General features: G+C 71.3%; 12 protein-coding genes. 5 read left to right on the top strand and 7 right to left on the bottom strand.

Features of this window, described 5'->3' with window-relative positions:
- Window positions 1-32 precede the first annotated feature (32 nt).
- On the bottom strand, window positions 33-683 hold the full coding sequence (locus CIB93_RS35005) for a DsbA family protein (RefSeq protein ID WP_096632826.1): 651 nt from the start codon (window positions 681-683) through the stop codon (window positions 33-35).
- A gap of 164 nt (window positions 684-847) precedes the next feature.
- On the opposite strand from CIB93_RS35005, the gene pepN (CIB93_RS35000) reads away from it, so the two are divergent.
- The 4 genes from pepN (CIB93_RS35000) to CIB93_RS34985 all read left to right on the top strand — a co-directional run bounded on the left by pepN (CIB93_RS35000) (window position 848) and on the right by CIB93_RS34985 (window position 9,553).
- Entirely contained in the window at window positions 848-3,448 is a 2,601-nt protein-coding gene (gene pepN / locus CIB93_RS35000; RefSeq protein WP_096632825.1) for an aminopeptidase N, read from the top strand.
- Window positions 3,449-3,657: 209 nt separating this feature from the next.
- A complete protein-coding gene (locus CIB93_RS34995) occupies window positions 3,658-4,713 on the top strand; it encodes a hypothetical protein (protein WP_096632824.1) in 1,056 nt (351 codons plus the stop codon).
- Window positions 4,714-5,014: 301 nt separating this feature from the next.
- Window positions 5,015-8,323, top strand: a complete 3,309-nt coding sequence (locus tag CIB93_RS34990) for a S8 family serine peptidase (RefSeq protein ID WP_179500353.1) — start codon at window positions 5,015-5,017, stop codon at window positions 8,321-8,323.
- Window positions 8,324-8,524: 201 nt separating this feature from the next.
- Window positions 8,525-9,553 (top strand): aspartate-semialdehyde dehydrogenase, encoded by a 1,029-nt coding sequence (locus tag CIB93_RS34985; protein ID WP_096632823.1) that lies wholly within the window; start codon window positions 8,525-8,527, stop codon window positions 9,551-9,553.
- Window positions 9,554-9,622: 69 nt separating this feature from the next.
- On the opposite strand, the gene CIB93_RS34980 is transcribed toward CIB93_RS34985, so the two are convergent.
- A complete protein-coding gene (locus CIB93_RS34980) occupies window positions 9,623-9,970 on the bottom strand; it encodes a type II toxin-antitoxin system PemK/MazF family toxin (protein WP_096632822.1) in 348 nt (115 codons plus the stop codon).
- Entirely contained in the window at window positions 9,957-10,187 is a 231-nt protein-coding gene (locus tag CIB93_RS34975; RefSeq protein WP_096632821.1) for a ribbon-helix-helix domain-containing protein, read from the bottom strand. Before CIB93_RS34975 ends, CIB93_RS34980 begins: the two co-directional genes overlap by 14 nt.
- A gap of 244 nt (window positions 10,188-10,431) precedes the next feature.
- Here CIB93_RS34975 and pepN (CIB93_RS34970) point away from each other — a divergent pair, with 244 nt between their 5' ends.
- Window positions 10,432-13,008 carry an aminopeptidase N gene (gene pepN / locus CIB93_RS34970; RefSeq protein ID WP_096632820.1) on the top strand — a complete coding sequence of 859 codons (2,577 nt, stop codon included), beginning with the start codon at window positions 10,432-10,434 and terminating at the stop codon, window positions 13,006-13,008.
- A gap of 286 nt (window positions 13,009-13,294) precedes the next feature.
- On the opposite strand, the gene alc is transcribed toward pepN (CIB93_RS34970), so the two are convergent.
- The 4 genes from alc to malQ all read right to left on the bottom strand — a co-directional run.
- The gene (gene alc, locus CIB93_RS34965; RefSeq protein WP_096632818.1) at window positions 13,295-14,449 is read right to left on the bottom strand and encodes an allantoicase; all 1,155 of its coding nucleotides are present in this window, start codon (window positions 14,447-14,449) and stop codon (window positions 13,295-13,297) included.
- Between the two features lie 64 nt (window positions 14,450-14,513).
- Window positions 14,514-15,422, bottom strand: a complete 909-nt coding sequence (locus CIB93_RS34960; protein WP_096632817.1) for a LysR family transcriptional regulator — start codon at window positions 15,420-15,422, stop codon at window positions 14,514-14,516.
- Between the two features lie 92 nt (window positions 15,423-15,514).
- On the bottom strand, window positions 15,515-15,727 hold the full coding sequence (locus tag CIB93_RS34955) for a hypothetical protein (protein WP_096632815.1): 213 nt from the start codon (window positions 15,725-15,727) through the stop codon (window positions 15,515-15,517).
- Window positions 15,728-15,765: 38 nt separating this feature from the next.
- On the bottom strand, window positions 15,766-17,654 hold a 1,889-nt coding region (gene malQ, locus CIB93_RS34950), incomplete at its 5' end, for a 4-alpha-glucanotransferase (protein WP_257002505.1).

Here is a 17,654-nt window from a genome sequence, read left to right as displayed (position 1 = left end):
CAGTCGAAGAGCAGTTGGAGATCAGCCGGAGATCAGTCGAAGATCGGGCCCTGCGTCCGGGTCCGCTTGATCTCGTAGAAGCCCGGAATGGAGGCGACCAGCAGCGTGCCGTCCCAGAGCTTCGCCGCTTCCTCCCCCTTGGGGGCGGGAGTGACGACCGGGCCGAAGAAGGCGACCTGCTCGCCGTCCGCGCCGGGCACCGCGATGACCGGGGTGCCGACCTCCTGGCCCACCTTGTCGATGCCCTCCTTGTGGGAGGCGCGCAGCTCGGTGTCGTACGCGTCGGAGTCGGCGTAGTCGGCCAGCTCGGCGGGGAGGCCGACGTCCTTGAGGGCGGCGGCCACGGCCTCGGGGGTGGGGCCCTCGCCGTTGTTGTGGAAGCGGGTGCCGAGCGCGGTGTAGAGGGGGCCCACGACCTCGTCGCCGTGCTTCTGCCGGGCGGCGACGACAACCCGGACCGGGCCCCAGGCCTTGTTCTCCAGGAGGTCGCGGTACTCCTCGGGAAGCTCGTCCAGCTTGTCCTCGTTCAGGACGGCCAGGCTCATCACGTGCCAGCGGACCTCGACATCACGGACCTTCTCCACTTCCAGCATCCAGCGCGAGGTCATCCACGCCCAGGGGCACAGCGGATCGAACCAGAAGTCGACCGGGGTCTTGCCGTTCGCCGGGGTGTTCTCGGGCATGTCTCTCCTCAGAAGGACGTGTTACAGCTCACAGGGCGTGTTGCAGCTGCGGGCGAGAACGCCTCCTCGTGGCCACTCATTCCCTGTATGCCACCGCCAGGGGACGCATGCAAGGATCAATGGGTTCGAACACGACACATGACGCGCGTCACGAAGGAGTGCCCGTGCCCGGTGAAAACCTGTCCCGCGACGAGGCCCAGAAGAGGGCCGAGCTGCTGACCGTCGACGGATACGAGGTCGCTCTCGACCTACGGTCCGCCGTCGGCGAGCCCGAGGGGGCCGACGGGGGCGACGGGGACGGCGGTCCACGGACGTTCCGGTCGCTGACCACCATCCGCTTCCGCTCCGCGCGTGCGGGCGCATCGACCTTCGCCGACCTGGTGGCCCCGGCCGTGGACGCGGTGACGCTGAACGGGAAGGCGCTCGACCCCGCCCTCGTGTTCGACGGGGCGCGGGTCACGCTGGACGAGCTGCTGGAGGGCGAGAACGTCCTCGTGGTCGACGCCCGCTGCGCGTACAGCCGGACCGGCGAGGGCCTGCACCGCTTCGTCGACCCGGAGGACGGCGAGGTCTACCTCTACACGCAGTACGAGCCGGCCGACGCCCGCCGCGTCTTCGCCAACTTCGAACAGCCGGACCTCAAGGCCCCCTACCGCTTCCAGGTGACCGCCCCCGAGGACTGGCGGGTCTGGTCCAACGGGGCCGAGGAGTTCCACGAGGGCGAGGTGTGGCGGTTCGCGGAGACCCAGCCGATCTCCACGTACATCACGGCCGTCGTCGCCGGGCCGTACCACTGGGTGACCGACCACTACACCCGTACGTTCGACGACGGCTCCACGCTGGAGATCCCGCTCGGCGCGATGTGCCGCAAGGGACTCGCCAAGCACTTCGACGCGGACGACGTCTTCCTGATCACCAAGCAGGGCCTGGACTTCTTCCACGACAACTTCGACTTCCCCTACCCCTTCGGGAAGTACGACCAGGCGTTCGTGCCCGAGTACAACCTCGGGGCCATGGAGAACCCGGGGATGGTCACCTTCCGCGAGGAGTACGTCTTCCGCGGCAAGGTCACCTCGGCCGCCTACGAGCGGCGCGCCAACGTCATCCTGCACGAGATGGCGCACATGTGGTTCGGCGACCTGGTCACCATGGAGTGGTGGGACGACCTGTGGCTGAAGGAGTCGTTCGCGGACTTCATGGGCTCCTTCTCGATGGTCGAGGCGACGCGCTTCACCAATGGCTGGATCACCTTCGCCAACAACCGCAAGGCCTGGGCCTACCGCGCCGACCAGCTGCCCTCCACCCACCCCATCACGGCCGACATCCGTGACCTGGAGGACGCCAAGCTGAACTTCGACGGCATCACGTACGCCAAGGGCGCCTCCGTGCTCAAGCAGCTCGTGGCGTACGTGGGCCGCGACGCGTTCCTCGAAGGCGCGCGGCGCTACTTCAAGCAGCACGCCTACGGCAACACCCGCCTGGGCGACCTGCTCTCCGTGCTCGCCGAGACCTCCGGGCGCGACATGAGCGCCTGGTCGCGCTCCTGGCTCCAGACCGCGGGCGTCAACGTACTGACCCCGGTGCTCACGTACGGCGCGGACGGAACGCTGACCGAGCTGGCCGTCATCCAGGAGGCCGGCGCCGCGCACCCGGAGCTGCGCCCGCACCGGGTCGCGGTCGGCCTGTACCGGCGTACGCCGGAGGGCGAGCTGACGCGTTACGCGCGGGCCGAGGTGGACGTGGCCGGCGAGCGGACCGTGGTGGACGCCCTCGCCGGGTCGGAGCGGCCCGATCTGGTCCTGGTCAACGACGACGACCTCACCTACTGCAAGGTCCGCTTCGACGCGGGTTCGCTGGCCATCCTGCGCGATCACCTGGGCGGGATCACCGATCCGCTGGCCCGCGCCCTGTGCTGGTCGGCCCTGTGGAACCTGACCCGGGACGCACTGATGCCCGCCCGGGACTTCGTCGCGCTGGTGCTGGCGCACGCCGGCCGCGAGAGCGACATCGGTGTGCTCCAGATGCTGCACACCTGGGCTCAGTCCGCACTGGTCCACTACGCCGCCCCGGCCTGGCGCGAGGAGGGCGGCCGAGCGCTGGCCGAGGGCGCGCTGCGTGAGCTGCGGCTCGCCGAGCCGGGCAGCCAGCACCAGCTGACCTGGGCCCGCTTCTTCGCGGCGGTCGCCTCGTCCGACGAGGACTTCCAGCTGCTGGGCGGGCTGCTGGACGGCACGGCCCGGGTGGACGGTCTCGATGTCGACCAGGAGCTGCGCTGGTCGTTCCTGTCCCCGCTCGCCTCTCACGGGGTGGCGAACGAGGCGGCCATCGACGCCGAACTGGCCCGCGACGACACGGCTTCCGGCAAGCGCCACCACGTGCGGTGCCTGGCCTCGCGCCCCTCGGAAGCGGTGAAGGCCCAGGCGTGGGCGGCGGTCGTGGAATCGGACAAGCTGTCCAACGCACTGGTCGAGGCGACGATCGCGGGCTTCCAGCAGCCCTCGCAGCGGGAGCTGCTGGCTCCGTACGAGAACCGCTACTTCGAGGTGATCGAGCGGATCTGGGCGGAGCGGTCCATTCAGATCGGCATGCACGTGGTGCGGGGGATGTTCCCCGGCCTCCGGGACAGCCCGGAAACGCTCGCGGCGACCGACGCCTGGCTGAGCGAGCACGAGAACGCGGCCCCGGCGCTGCGGCGGCTGGTGCTGGAGTCCCGGGACGATCTCGCGCGGGCGCTGAGAGGGCAGGAGTGCGACCGGGCGGCGTAGCGCCGGAGTGAGAGGGGCGCCCGGACAGGGCGTGTGCGCGGCGCGAAAGCGGCGCTCGCGCATCCGGCCGGGCGCCCCTCTCCGAATCCCGGCGTGACAGCCCTCTTCGGTTGTCGAACGCCCGTACTTTAGGGCGGTGTTGTCCGGATACGTCGACGGGCTTGTAACAGGAGGTTAGGGCACCCTCGCCGGACGGGAAACCCCGGGACATGACCCAGAACACCCCACTCTCCCGCCGCCTCCCGCTTCCCGTCCGGGAGGTCACCCAGCGTGTCTTGTCCGCCGCCCAGTTGAGGGCACGGGGCGTCTCCGCCGCGCAGACGTCCGCGCAGTGCCTGCCGGGCGGCCCCTGGCAGCAGATGCTGCCGGGGGTCTACCTCCTGCACCCCGGACCGCCCACCGGCCAGGAGCGGTTGCACGGCGCGCTGCTGTACGCGGGCCGCCCCCCGGGCTCCGCGCGCCGCGCGCCCGCCGGGCCGGAGGACCCGGGGTACGGCGAGGCGATGGTCACCGGGGTCGCGGCCCTCGCGCTGTACGGCTTCGCCACCGTGCCGGACCTGGGGGCGCTGCACCGGATCGACGTGCTGGTCCCGCGCACCCGGCGGCTGCGCTCCACCCGGTTCGTCGAGGTGCTGCGGGCCGCCGCGCTGCCGACAGCGGTGCGGGTGGGCCAGGTGCCCGTCGCCCCGGTCGAGCGGGCGCTGGCCGACGCGGTGGCGGGGCTGGAAGAGGCGGCGGACGTCCAGCGGCTGCTGACCGAGGCGGTGCGTGGCGGCCACAGCGAACCGGCTTCCGTGGTACGCGAGTTGAGCGCGGCGAAGCTGCTGGGGCGGCCCGCCGTGGTGGGCGCGGTGGACGCGCTGCTGGCCGAGGGCCGGGCGGTGGCGGAGGGGCGGCTGTACGCGATGGTCCGCGAGCACGGGCTCCCGGAGCCGCTGTGGAACGTGGAGCTGCGGCTGCCGGGCGGTCCCCGGCTGGGCGGGATCGACGCGTACTGGCCGGATCACGCCGTCGCGGTGGAGCTGGACACCAGGGCACCCCGGCACGGCGCGCCGAACCGGGGCGGCCGGGCCGGGGAGGACCCGCAGTGGTCCGCGTACGCCGCGAAGCGGGAGCACCTGGAGCGGCTCGGGGTGACGGTCGTCCACCTCACACCGAGGAAGCTGCGCGAGGCGGCCGAGCAGCAGGCGACGGTGGTCCGGACGGCCCTGATGGCGGCGGCCGACCGGGAGCCCGCCGCGTACGTGACGGTGCTGCCTCGCTGAGCGGCCGCGAGCCACCCACGGTCCCACCGGCCCGGACGTACCCGGTGTCACCGGTCCGGACGTTCCCGGTGCCACCGGCCTGGACGTTCCCGGTGCCACTGGTCCGGACCACGGGCCCGAACTCACGCTTCCCGCGTCCCGTTTCGCCTCATTCATCCCTCGTGGCGCATTACCCCCAGTGGCGGATCTCTGCCATGTCGCCAACTCGTCTCCGTCAACTCTCCACAAACCTCTGTCATTTACGACAGGGTGAGCGGTCATCCGGTACCGAATTCCGGACTCTCTCTTTCAATTAACAGGGATGCTGATGACCAAGGAATCCCCCAGTTCCATACCCGGAGCGAGACGCGCTGCCCGCATCGCGGCCGCAGCAGGCCTGGCGGCCGCGATCGCCGCCACCGGCGCCGCTCCGGTGTTCGCCGCCGACGACCCGGCTCCGGCACCCGTCAAACCGGCCGCCACGAGCGACCGGGGCGACAAGCTCGGCACCGCCGACGCCGAGGTTCTCACCAAGGCCGAGGCCAAGGGCGAGAAGAACGTCACGATGATGATCGCCACCAAGCCGGGGGCGACCGAGCAGGTCACCGAGCAGCTGGACGCCGTCAAGGGCTCCGTGCTCGGCCAGACCTACGACAAGCTCGGTTACGTACGGGCGACGGTGCCGACCAGCACCGCCGAGACCACCATCGCGAAGGCGTCCAAGCTCAAGTCCGTCCTCGGCATCGATCTCAAGCAGGAGATCAAGCTGGACGACCCGACGCCCTCGGGCGACCGGGTCGCGGGGGCCAAGCAGCCGAAGGCCAGCGGCAGTTACCCGGCGCCGAGCAAGAAGACCCCGGCGGCCAACCCGTACAACCCGTCCTTCGAGACGGGCGCGGTCTCCTTCGTCAAGAAGAACCCGAAGGCCGACGGCCGCGGGATCACCATCGGTGTCCTGGACTCCGGTGTCGACCTCGGCCACCCGGCCCTGAAGAAGACCACCACCGGCGAGCGCAAGATCGTCGACTGGGTGACCGCGACCGACCCGGTGAACGACGGCGACGGCACCTGGCTGCGGATGTCGCAGACCGTCACCGGCCCGACGTTCACGTCCGGCGGGAAGACCTACGCGGCCCCTGAGGGCAGCTTCAAGTTCGCCACCTTCGCCGAGTCGGCCACCACCGGCGGCGACATGGCGGGCGACCTCAACCGCGACGGTGACACCACCGACGTCTGGGGCGTGCTGTACGACCCGGTCAAGGGCACCGTACGGGTGGACCTGAACGAGAACGCGGACTTCTCGGACGACAAGGCCCTCAAGCCGTACAAGGACAAGTTCCAGGTCGCCCACTTCGGTGAGGACGACCCGCGCACCAAGATCGTCGAGCGCATCCCGTTCGTCGTCGAGACCCGTAAGGACGTGGTCTACAACGCTTCGGGCGCCAAGGCCGACTACGTCAACATCGGCGTGATCGAGGGCTCGCACGGGACGCACGTCGCGGGCATCACCGCGGCCAACGGCCTGTTCGGCGGCAAGATGAACGGCGCGGCGCCCGGCGCCAAGGTCGTCTCCTCGCGCGCCTGCACCTGGTCCGGAGGCTGCACCAACATCGCGCTGACCGAGGGCATGATCGACCTCGTCGTCAACCGCGGTGTCGACATCGTCAACATGTCGATCGGCGGCCTGCCGCCGCTGAACGACGGCAACAACGCCCGCGCCGAGCTCTACAAGCGCCTCGTCGACATCTACGGCGTCCAGCTCGTCATCTCGGCCGGCAACAGCGGCCCGGGCCTCAACACCATCGGTGACCCGGCCCTGGCCGACCACGTCATCTCGGTGGGCGCGTCGATCTCCAAGGAGACATGGGCCGCGAACTACGGCTCCAGGGTCACCAAGAAGTACGACATGCTCCCCTTCTCCTCGCGCGGTCCGCGTGAGGACGGCGGCTTCACGCCGACCATCTCGGCCCCGGGTGCGTCGATCAACACCACCCAGACCTGGGCCCCGGGCGGTCCGGTCAAGGAGGCGGGCTACGCCCTGCCGCCCGGCTACTCGATGCTCCAGGGCACCTCGATGGCCTCGCCGCAGGCCGCGGGCGCAGCCGCCCTGCTGCTCTCGGCCGCGAAGCAGAAGAACCTGGAGCTGCCCCCGGCCGACCTGCGGACCGCGCTGACCAGCTCGGCGACCCACATCAAGGGCGTGCCCGCGCACGCCCAGGGTTCCGGTCTGATGAACATCCGCGGCGCCTGGAAGCTCATCACCAAGAAGGGCAACCCGGCGCACGAGTACAAGGTGAAGGCCCCGGTCGACACCGCGATCGACTTCGCGCTCAAGGACCCGGGCTTCGGCACCGGCCTCTACGACCGCGAGGGCGGCCTCAAGGTCGGCGAGACGAAGGTCTACGAGATCACCGTCACCCGCACCACGGGTCCGGACCGCAACGTCCGGCACAAGCTGTCGTGGAAGAACAACGACGGCACCTTCAAGCTGAGCAGCCCCAAGTACGTCTCGCTGCCGCTCGACGTGCCGGTGAAGCTGAAGGTCACGGCGAAGGCCAAGAAGGCGGGCGTGCACAGCGCCATCCTGCGGCTGGACGACAAGAAGACCGTCGGCATCGACCACCAGGTCCTCTCCACGGTCGTCGTCGCCCACGAGCTGACCGAGCCCGGTTACGCGTTCAAGTCGTCGAGCTCGGTGCAGCGCAACGGCACCACCTCGTACTTCATCAACGTGCCGAAGGGCGCCAAGACCCTTGAGGTCGCCCTCAGCGCCCTGCGTTCGGGCAGCCAGACCCGGTTCATCGCCCTGCACCCGTACGGGACGCCGGTCGACCCGACCTCCACGATCAACTGCTACCCGAACTACGAGAACCCGGCCAACACCTGCCGCCCGGACGTGCGCTCCTACAAGGACCCGTACCCCGGCGTGTGGGAGATCGAGGTCGAGTCGCGCCGTACGTCGCCGCTGCTGGCCAACCCGTTCAAGCTGGACGTCTCGCTGCTCGGCGCCTCCTTCGACCCGGCGGTGCAGACCATCGACGAGGCGAAGATCGGCACCCCGGCCGCGGTGGACTGGAAGGTAACCAACGGCGCGGCGCCCCTTGAGGGCAAGCTCAAGGGCGGTGCGCTCGGCTCGGCCAAGGTGGAGAAGCCGTCGATCTCCACGGGCCAGACCCGGCAGACCACGGTCACCATCGGTGCGGGCGTCGAGCGCCTCGACTTCGCCATCGGCAGCCCGTCGGACGCCAACGCCGACCTCGACCTGTACGTCTTCCGGGGCGCCACCCAGGTCGGCAGCGGGACCTCCGCCGGTTCCGAGGAGAAGGTCAGCCTGACCAAGCCGGCCGCGGGTACGTACACGGTGATCGTCGAGGGTTACTCGGTCCCGTCCGGGTCGACCACGTACGACTACCGCGACGTGTACTACGCGGCCTCGCTCGGCACCCTGAAGGTCGACACCTCGAAGACCTACAGCCTGGCGAACGGCGCCTCGGCGCAGATCGGCGCCGAGGTCGTGGTCGCCGGTGCGGCTCCCGAGGGTCGGCAGTTCTTCGGTGAGGTCCAGCTGGTGAACGGCCGCGGCACCGCCGCGGGCACCGGCAGCGTCGTGATCGAGAAGGTCACGCCGTAACGGATCGCTCCTGAGAAGTTCTGATCGGCGGCGGGGCGGGCGCTCTTCACGAGCACCCGCCCCGCTGTGCGTGTTCCTTGTCACAGCGCGGAGAGTCCGCAGGTCGGACAATGGATTGGACAAGGCGTGCCGGGACATACGCATCATGGAGCGGCATACGGACCGCACAGACGCACAGGTGTACAGAACAGAGGAGTCCCCGTGAAGGTCGGAATCGTCGGAGCCACCGGTCAGGTCGGCACAGTCATGCTCAGGATCCTGGCCGAGCGGAACTTCCCGGTCGACGAGCTGCGGCTGTTCGCCTCCGCTCGGTCCGCGGGCTCCACGATCGACTGGCAGGGCACCGGTGTCACCGTCGAGGACGCCGCTGCGGCCGACTACACCGGCCTGGACATCGTGCTGTTCTCCGCGGGCGGCGCGACCTCGAAGGCGCTGGCCGAGAAGGTCGCCTCCCAGGGCGCCGTGGTGATCGACAACTCCTCCGCCTGGCGCAAGGACCCCGAGGTCCCGCTCGTCGTCTCCGAGGTCAACCCGCACGCGGCCCGGGTCCGCCCCAAGGGGATCATCGCCAACCCGAACTGCACCACGATGGCCGCCATGCCCGTGCTGCGCCCGCTGCACGCGGAGGCCGGTCTCGAAACGCTGACCGTCGCCACCTACCAGGCCGTCTCCGGTTCCGGTGTGGCCGGCGTCGCCGAGCTGCACGGCCAGGCGTCCAAGGTCGTCGCCGAGGCGGAGAAGCTGGCCCACGACGGCGAGGCCGTGGACTTCCCCGAGCCCGCGGTCTACAAGCGCCCGATCGCCTTCAACGTGCTGCCGCTGGCCGGTTCGATCGTGGACGACGGTTCGTTCGAGACGGACGAGGAGCAGAAGCTCCGCAACGAGTCCCGCAAGATCCTGGAGATCCCGGAGCTGAAGGTCTCCGGCACCTGCGTGCGGGTCCCGGTCTTCTCCGGCCACTCGCTCCAGATCAACGCCCGCTTCGCCCGCCCGATCGGCGTCGAGCGCGCCTACGAGCTGCTGAAGGACGCCGAGGGCGTCGAGCTCTCCGAGATCCCGACCCCGCTCCAGGCGGCGGGCAAGGACGCCTCGTACGTCGGCCGTATCCGGGTCGACGAGACCGTCGAGAACGGCCTCGCGCTCTTCGTCTCCGGCGACAACCTCCGCAAGGGCGCGGCGCTGAACGCCGTGCAGATCGCGGAGCTGGTGGCGGCCGAGCTGAAGGGCTGACCAGAAGTCGTACGCGTACGGGAAGGGGCGGCCACCGGGCAGACCGGTGGCCGCCCCTTCCGTATGCCCTCAGAGGGCGAGGTGCCGCCTGAGGGCCACGTCCACCTCGGCCATGCGCTGCCGGGGGGCCTTGCCGATGCGGCGCATCAGCCGCTGCGGCGAGACGGCGCGCACCTGCTCGCACTGGGCCTTGCTGTCCACCGGAAGGTGGCACTCGGCCGCCGACAGCAGGACCTGGAAGGGAAAGACGCGCGCCGTGTTGGAGGTGATGGGCACGACCGTCAGGACACCGCGCTCCGTCCGCTCCACGGTGGCGTTGGCGCCGTCGTTCGACACGATCAGCGCCGGGCGGGCCTTGTTCGCCTCACTGCCCCGGACCGGCTCGAAGTCGATCAGGTAGATGTCACCGCGCCGCATCGGTGAGCCCGTCGCCCGAGACCCGGTCCCAGAAGTCGGCGTCCTCGCTCTTGTCCCACTCGGCGAAGGCCTCCTCGTATTCGGCCTCCAGGTTCGAGGCGCGCAACAGCTCGATCGCGGCGTGTATCACCGCGGACCGGGAATCCGCGTCGGTCTTCGCGGCGTACTCGTCGACGAAGGCGACATCCTCCTGCGGCAGACTCACACTGATTTTCATACCCTCGATGCTACCTGCGGTGGCACAGGGGTGTCACCCCCGGTGAGGAGGCCCTCACGGCCTCCGCACCTCGAAGAGCAGGCACCCGCACTCCACCGGCCGGACATGCATCCGGTCATGGTTCGAGCCTGCCCTCCGGAGCCGTCCGCGTCCGGCGGAAAACGGGCATCGCGCTGGGGGCGCGGCACGTGGAAGGATGGCCGGAAACGCCGCATATCAAGTAGCACACCAAGGAGATGACCGCGTGCCTGGCACGAATCTGACCCGCGAAGAGGCACAGGAGCGGGCGCGCCTGCTGACCGTGGACGCGTACGAGATCGATCTCGACCTCTCCGGAGCGCAGGAGGGCGGCACCTACCGGTCCGTGACCACCGTGCGCTTCGACTCCTCGGAGGCCGGTGCGGAGTCCTTCATCGACCTGGTCGCCCCCGCCGTCCACGACGTCGTACTCAACGGCGAGGCGCTGAACGTGGCCGCCGTGTTCCACGACTCCCGGATCGCGCTGCCGCAGCTGCGCGAGGGCGCCAACGAGCTGAAGGTCGTCGCGGACTGCGCGTACACCAACAGCGGTGAGGGTCTGCACCGGTTCGTCGACCCGGTCGACGAGCAGGCCTACCTGTACACGCAGTTCGAGGTCCCGGACGCCCGCCGGGTGTTCGCCTCGTTCGAGCAGCCGGACCTGAAGGCGACGTTCCAGTTCACCGTGAAGGCCCCCTCCGGCTGGACGGTCATCTCGAACTCGCCGACGCCGGAACCGAAGGGCGACGTCTGGACGTTCGAGCCGACGCCGCGCATCTCCACGTACATCACGGCCCTCATCGTCGGCCCGTACCACTCGGTGCACAGCAGCTACGAGAAGGACGGCCAGTCCGTTCCGCTGGGCATCTACTGCCGCCCCTCGCTGGCGGAGTACCTGGACGCGGACGAGATCTTCGCCGTCACCCGGCAGGGCTTCGACTGGTTCCAGGAGAAGTTCGACTACGCGTACCCGTTCGCCAAGTACGACCAGCTCTTCGTCCCGGAGTTCAACGCGGGCGCGATGGAGAACGCGGGCGCGGTGACCATCCGCGACCAGTACGTCTTCCGTTCCAAGGTGACGGACGCGGCGTACGAGGTGCGCGCCGAGACCATCCTGCACGAGCTGGCCCACATGTGGTTCGGCGACCTGGTGACGATGGAGTGGTGGAACGACCTCTGGCTGAACGAGTCGTTCGCCACCTACACCTCGATCGCCTGCCAGGCGTACGCCGAGGGCTCCAAGTGGCCGCACGCCTGGACCACGTTCGCCAACTCCATGAAGACCTGGGCGTACCGGCAGGACCAGCTGCCCTCCACGCACCCGATCATGGCGGACATCCGGGACCTGGACGACGTCCTCGTCAACTTCGACGGGATCACGTACGCCAAGGGCGCATCCGTGCTCAAGCAGCTCGTGGCGTACGTCGGCATGGACGCGTTCTTCCAGGGCGTACAGGCGTACTTCAAGGCGCACGCCTTCGACAACACCCGTCTGTCCGACCTGCTGGGCGCGCTGGAGGAGACCTCCGGCCGTGACCTGAAGACCTGGTCGAAGGCGTGGCTGGAGACCGCGGGCATCAATATCCTGCGCCCGGTGGTCGAGACCGACGCCGAGGGCCGTGTCACCTCCTTCACCGTGCTCCAGGAGGCCCCGGCGCTGCCCGCCGGTGCCAAGGGCGAGCCGACGCTGCGCCCGCACCGGATCGCTGTCGGCTGCTACGACCTGAACGCGGACGGCAAGCTCGTCCGCACCGACCGGATCGAGCTGGACGTCGAGGGCGAGCGCACCACCGTGCCGTTCCCGGAGGGCAAGGCACGCCCGGCCGTCATCCTGCTCAACGACGACGACCTCTCCTACGCCAAGGTCCGCCTGGACGAGGAGTCCCTGCGGGTCGTCACCGAGCACCTGGGCGACTTCACCGAGTCGCTGCCGCGCGCCCTGTGCTGGGCCTCGGCCTGGGACATGACGCGCGACGGCGAGCTGGCGACCCGCGACTACCTCGCTCTGGTGCTCTCCGGCATCGGCAAGGAGTCGGACATCGGCGTCGTCCAGTCGCTGCACCGCCAGGTGAAGCTGGCCCTGGACCTGTACGCGGCCCCGGAGACCCGTGAGGCCGCGCTCAACCAGTGGACGGACGCGACACTGGCGCACCTGCGGGCGGCGGAGCCGGGCAGCGACCACCAGCTGGCGTGGGCCCGCGCGTTCGCGGCGACCGCCCGCAACCCGCAGCAGCTGGATCTGCTCCAGTCGCTGCTGGACGGCACGGAGGCCATCGAGGGCCTGACCGTCGACACCGAGCTGCGGTGGGCGTTCGTGCAGCGGCTCGCGGCCGTCGGCCTGCTCGACGAGGAGGAGATCGCCGCCGAGTACGAGCGCGACAAGACGGCGGCGGGCGAGCGCCACGCGGCCTCGGCGCGGGCGGCCCAGCCCTCGGAGGAGGCCAAGGCGCAGGCGTGGGCCTCGGTCGTGGAGTCCGACAAGCTGCCGAACTCGCTCCAGGAAGCGGTCATCAGCGGCTTCGTCCAGACGGACCAGCGCGAGCTGCTCGCCCCGTACACGGAGAGGTTCTTCGCCGCGGTGAAGGACGTCTGGGACTCGCGCAGCCACGAGATGGCCCAGCAGATCGCGGTGGGCCTCTACCCGGCCCTCCAGGTCTCGCAGGAGACGCTGGACGCCACCGACGCCTGGCTGGCCTCGGCCGAGCCGAGCGCGGGCCTGCGCCGGCTGATGTCGGAGTCCCGGGCGGGCGTGGAGCGCGCGCTGAAGGCCCAGGCCGCGGACGCGGCGGCGGCCACCGCGTAGCGGTACGTACGGCCCTGGGGGCGTCCTCTTCGTCGCGGCGAATGCGTCGCGGCAAAGGGGCGCCCCTTTGCCGTACGCCCACGCGTTCGCTGTGTGTCCGTACCCGATGGGGTCTCCCGTGGCCCACGGTCCGAAGGGTCGTCGCAAGCTTCGGGCGCTGACCACGGGAGGGTCGATGCCCGGCCAGGCCCTGAGCGCCTGTCGGGTTGGAACCCGCCCGGCGGACGGGCGCAGGAGCGCAACCGTCCGCCGGGCGGAGCAGGGGGTGCCGGCAGGCCCTACGGGGTCACGCGCCCGACTCCTCGTAGCGGCGGGTCAGCTCGGCCGTGCCGGACTCCGTGAGGCTGCCGTGGAGCCTCATCCGGGCCACGCCGCCGTCGGGGAAGGCGTCGAGGCGGACGTGGGTGACGACGGCCTGGGCGCGCAGCACGAAGCGGTGCGGGGTGTCGGGCTGGAGGCGGGTGCGCGGGATGATCTCGAACCACTCGCCGGTGTCGCCGTTGCGGCCCTGGAGGGCGATCCAGCCCGCGGAGTTGCCCTTGAGGTAGGCGGTGTCGATCTCGACCGCGCGGACCGCGCCCTGGGCGGGCAGGCGGAAGCGGACCCAGTCGTTGGTGTCGCGGACCCGGCGGCGGCGGTTCTCCCAGCCGTCGTCCATCTTGCGGGACGTGCCCGGCAGGATGATCTGGGTGGGCGAGGAGTAGAAGCGGTCGGAGGCGTCCTCGTACGTACCGCCGTTGAGCACGGAGATCAGGTCGGCGGTGCCGAGCGCGGCGATCCAGGCGGGGTCCGGGACGACCTCGCCGTGCACGCGGAGGCGGGCGATGCCGCCGTCGGGGTGCTGGCAGAGGCGGATGTGGGTGTAGCGGCGGCCGCCGGTGATCTCGAAGGCGTTCGCGGCGTGGCCGCGTACGGGGGTGGGCGGAAGGATCTCCTCCCACTTCACGTCGTCGGCGAGCAGCTGCTCCGGGCTCGGGGCGCCTTCGACGGAGGCGGCCTGCACCGATACGCGCTGCGGGTAGTTGCCGCGGAAGTGGGCGGTGTCCACGATCAGGCCGCGAATGACGCCGGGGGCGCCGAGGCGGACGATCGCCCAGTCGTGGTCCTCGGGGGCCGGGAAGGGGGTCTCGGCGTCCGCGCCGCGGCGGCGGCGGGTCTCCCAGCCGTCCATGATCTTGCCCTTGTGCCCGAAGTGCTCCGGGTCGAAGACTGCGCGCTCGCGGATCAGGAGGTTCTCGCGCTCGGCGAAGAACTCGTCGTTGGCGGCGATCACGCCCGCGCCCAGGCGGCGGTCGGCGAGGTCGACCAGCTCGATGAAGGGAAGGTCCCCGGCCTCGCGGTAGTCCGCGTAGGGGTCGCCGCCGCCGTAGGGCGCGGCGTCATTGGCATGGGGGTCGGTGTCGGAGTTCTGGAATGCGGTCTCGCTCGCGTCGAAGGTCATGCCCCTACCCTCGCGCGACCGGAACCATCAGGTCCATCGAAAGTTTCCGCAGATACTGTTCAGCTCAACTGAACGTACGGGCCACCTGTGTGAGCGCCGCGAGCACCCGCGCCACCGCCGGGCCGCTCTCCGCCCCGTGCCGGACCGCGGCCACCACATGGCGGCGCGGCTGGTCCGCCTCCAGCACCCGCATCACCACGCCCTCGCTCCGCTCCCGGGCGGCCATCCGGGGGACCAGCGCGATCCCCATGCCCGCCTCGACGAGGGCGAGGATGGCGGTCCATCCGGCGGCGCTGTGGGCCTGCTCGGGGACGAAGCCCGCGGCTTCGCAGGCGGCGGTGGTGATCTCCGACCAGGGCCCCGAGCCGCCGAAGATCCAGCGGTCGGCGGCCAGGTCCGCCAGGCGCAGCGCGGGCGCGTCGGCCAGCGGGTGACCGGCCGGGAGCGCCACGTCCAGCGGGTCGGCGAGCAGCGGGAAGAGGGAGAAGCGGGGGTCGCGGGCGGTCGGCGCGTGCGCGGCCAGCGACAGGGCCAGATCCACCTCGCCCGCGGTGAGCAGCTCGTACGCCTGGGCGGCCTCGGCCTCCCTTACGCGTACGTCGGGCCCCGGGCGCTCCTCGGCGCGCAGCAGCCGGACGGCGGGTACGACGAGGGCGGGCACCGCGGTGGAGAACGCGCCGACCCTGACCTCACCGGCCTCGCCGCGCAGATAGCCGGTCAGTTCGGCCTCGGCCCGCTCCAGCTGGGCGAAGACCGCCTCCGCGTGGCGCAGGACGAGGTGGGCGGCGTCGGTGAGGCGGACGCGGCGGCCCTGGGGCTCCAGCAGCTCCACGCCGAGCTGCCTGGCCAGGTTGGTGAGCTGCTGGGAGACGGCGGAGGGGGTCATCAGGAGCGCCTCGGCGGTCGCCGTCACCGTGCCGCGGTCGCGCAGGGTGCGCAGGATGCGGAGCTTCTTGACGTCCCACTCGGTCATGGGCGCAACCTACCGGCCCCTCCCGGAGCCGGACGCACGGATGCGCCGCGCGGTAGCTCCTACCGGCGGCGCACCCGTCGTACGTGTGCGGGTCAGACCTGCTTCTTGGACTTGTCCAGGACCATGACCAGGGCCGTGATCACCAGGAACAGGGCGATGGGCGCGACGACGTAGAGACCGATGGTCTCCATCGCACTGAGGCCCGGACCAGGATCGTCACCGTCGTCGGGCGTGAGCGCGAGTGCCGGGGCCGACATGAGCAGCATCATCAGCGTCGTCCCGGCCGCAACGACGCCGGCGCGCATAGCGTTCTTCTTGTCCACGGTGCCAACGTAGCGAACGCCTAGGCGGGGCGCTCGCCCGGGGGTGCCGTACGGGGCTTCCGGGGCCCGAGGACTGCCATCAGGGCGTGCAGGCGGGGCGAGGCGGTGATCTCCTCCAGGGTGACGGGGTGGCCCTCCGGGTCGGCGATCGGGAGGCGCCAGTTGGGGTACTGGTCCCAGGTGCCGGGCAGATTCTGCGGGCGGCGGTCGCCGACGGTGTCGGGGAGCCAGACGCCGGTCAGCCGGGCGGGGGTGCGCAGCAGGAAGCGGTGGACGGCGCGGACGGCGGCCTCCTCGTCGCCGTCGCCCTCGGGGAGCATCCGCAGCCGGGCGAGGAGGGCCAGCCACTCGGCGGTGTCGGTGGCGTCCTCGGTCAGCTCCTCCTCCAGAGGGCGGGTGAGCAGGCCGAGGCGGTGGCGCAGGGTCATGTGATCGCCGGTCAGCCGGGCGGCGGTGGAGGGCAGATCATGGGTGGTGGCGGTGGCGAGGCAGTCCCGGCGCCACTTCTCCGGGGCGAGCGGGCGGCCGTCGCCGTCCCAGTCGCGCTCGAACCAGAGCACGGAGGTGCCGAGCACCCCGCGCCGGGCAAGCGCCTCACGGACGCCGGGCGCGACGGTGCCGAGGTCCTCGCCGACGACGACGGCACCGGCCCGGTGGGCCTCCAGGACGAGCACGGCGAGCATCGCCTCGGCGTCGTACGCGACATACGTGCCGTCGGTGGGCGGGCGGCCCTCGGGCACCCACCAGAGCCGGAACAGGCCCATGACGTGGTCGATGCGCAGAGCCCCGGCGTGGGCCAGCAGCCCGCGCAGCAGGCCCCGGTAGGCGGCGTAGCCGGTGGCGGCCAGGGTGTCGGGGCGCCAGGGCGGCAGGCCCCAGTCCTGGCCGCGCGCGTTGAAGGCGTCCGGGGGCGCGCCGACGGACATGCCGTGGGCGAAGGCCTCCTGCTGGGCCCAGGTGTCGGCCCCGGACGGGTGCACGCCGACGGCCAGGTCGTGGACGATCCCGACGCCCATCCCGGCGTCCTCGGCGGCCCGTTGGGCAGCGGCGAGCTGGGTGGCGGTCAACCAGGCGAGGCGGCAGTGGAAGTCGACCCGGTCCAGCAGCTCGGAGCGGGCACGGGCAGTGCCCGGGGAGCGAGGGTCGCGCAGGGCGGCGGGCCAGCTGTGCCAGTCGGGCCCGTGCACCTCGGCGAGCGCGCACCACAGGGCGTGGTCCTCCAGCGCCTGGCCCTGCTCGGCGAGGAAGTCGCAGTAGGCGGCGCGCCGGCCGGGGGTCAGCGGCACCTCGACGACGAGCTCCAGGGCCTGGCGCTTCAGCTCCCAGACGGCGTCCCGGTCGATGAGGGCGCCCTTGTTCAGCACGGCCTCGCTGAGCGCGGCGGCGTCCTGGCGGAGGTCGTCCAGGGTGGCCCGGTCGCGTACGTGCCCGTACTCCGGGACGGACTCGACGTGCAGGTGCACCGGGTCGGGGAAGCGGCGCGAGGAGGGGCGGTAGGGCGACGGGTCGGTGGGCCGCCCCGGAACGGCCGCGTGCAACGGGTTGACCTGGACGAACCCGCACCCGAGCGTGCGCCCGGCCCAGGCGGCGAGGTCGGCCAGGTCCCCGAGGTCGCCCATGCCCCAGGAGCGGGCGGACAGCAGGGAGTAGAGCTGCACCAGGAACCCGTGCGCGCGCCCGGCCGGCTGCGGCGCCCGGGCCGGGGCGACGACGAGGGTGGCGGTGGCCCGGCGGTGGTCCGGCGTACGGACGTGGAGGCGATGGACACCGTGAGGCGGCGCGACCCACCAGGCGGGGGCGGGCGGAGACTCCACCCCACCCGTGCCGCCCGGCTCCGCGGCGGCACCCTCGGCGCTCCGGGCCGCGGCGGTGAGCGCGGGCGCATCGGCGGGCGCGGGCCCGGCGGAGG

The organism is Streptomyces sp. WZ.A104 (assembly GCF_002382885.1).
GTDB lineage: Bacteria > Actinomycetota > Actinomycetes > Streptomycetales > Streptomycetaceae > Streptomyces.
The sequence above is the reverse complement of the archived record's forward strand: the minus strand, read 5'-3'. Positions and strand labels throughout refer to the sequence as shown.

What these genes read in the sequence shown, in the direction of transcription:
- CIB93_RS34995 (WP_096632824.1), top strand. Translation starts at nt 3,658, where the DNA reads ATGACCCAGAACACCCCACTCTCCCGCCGCCTCCCGCTTCCCGTCCGG.
- CIB93_RS34990 (WP_179500353.1), top strand. Translation starts at nt 5,015, where the DNA reads ATGCTGATGACCAAGGAATCCCCCAGTTCCATACCCGGAGCGAGACGC.
- CIB93_RS34975 (WP_096632821.1), bottom strand. Translation starts at nt 10,187, where the DNA reads ATGAAAATCAGTGTGAGTCTGCCGCAGGAGGATGTCGCCTTCGTCGAC.
- CIB93_RS34955 (WP_096632815.1), bottom strand. Translation starts at nt 15,727, where the DNA reads ATGCGCGCCGGCGTCGTTGCGGCCGGGACGACGCTGATGATGCTGCTC.
- CIB93_RS35005 (WP_096632826.1), bottom strand. Translation starts at nt 683, where the DNA reads ATGCCCGAGAACACCCCGGCGAACGGCAAGACCCCGGTCGACTTCTGG.
- alc (WP_096632818.1), bottom strand. Translation starts at nt 14,449, where the DNA reads ATGACCTTCGACGCGAGCGAGACCGCATTCCAGAACTCCGACACCGAC.
- CIB93_RS34960 (WP_096632817.1), bottom strand. Translation starts at nt 15,422, where the DNA reads ATGACCGAGTGGGACGTCAAGAAGCTCCGCATCCTGCGCACCCTGCGC.
- CIB93_RS34980 (WP_096632822.1), bottom strand. Translation starts at nt 9,970, where the DNA reads ATGCGGCGCGGTGACATCTACCTGATCGACTTCGAGCCGGTCCGGGGC.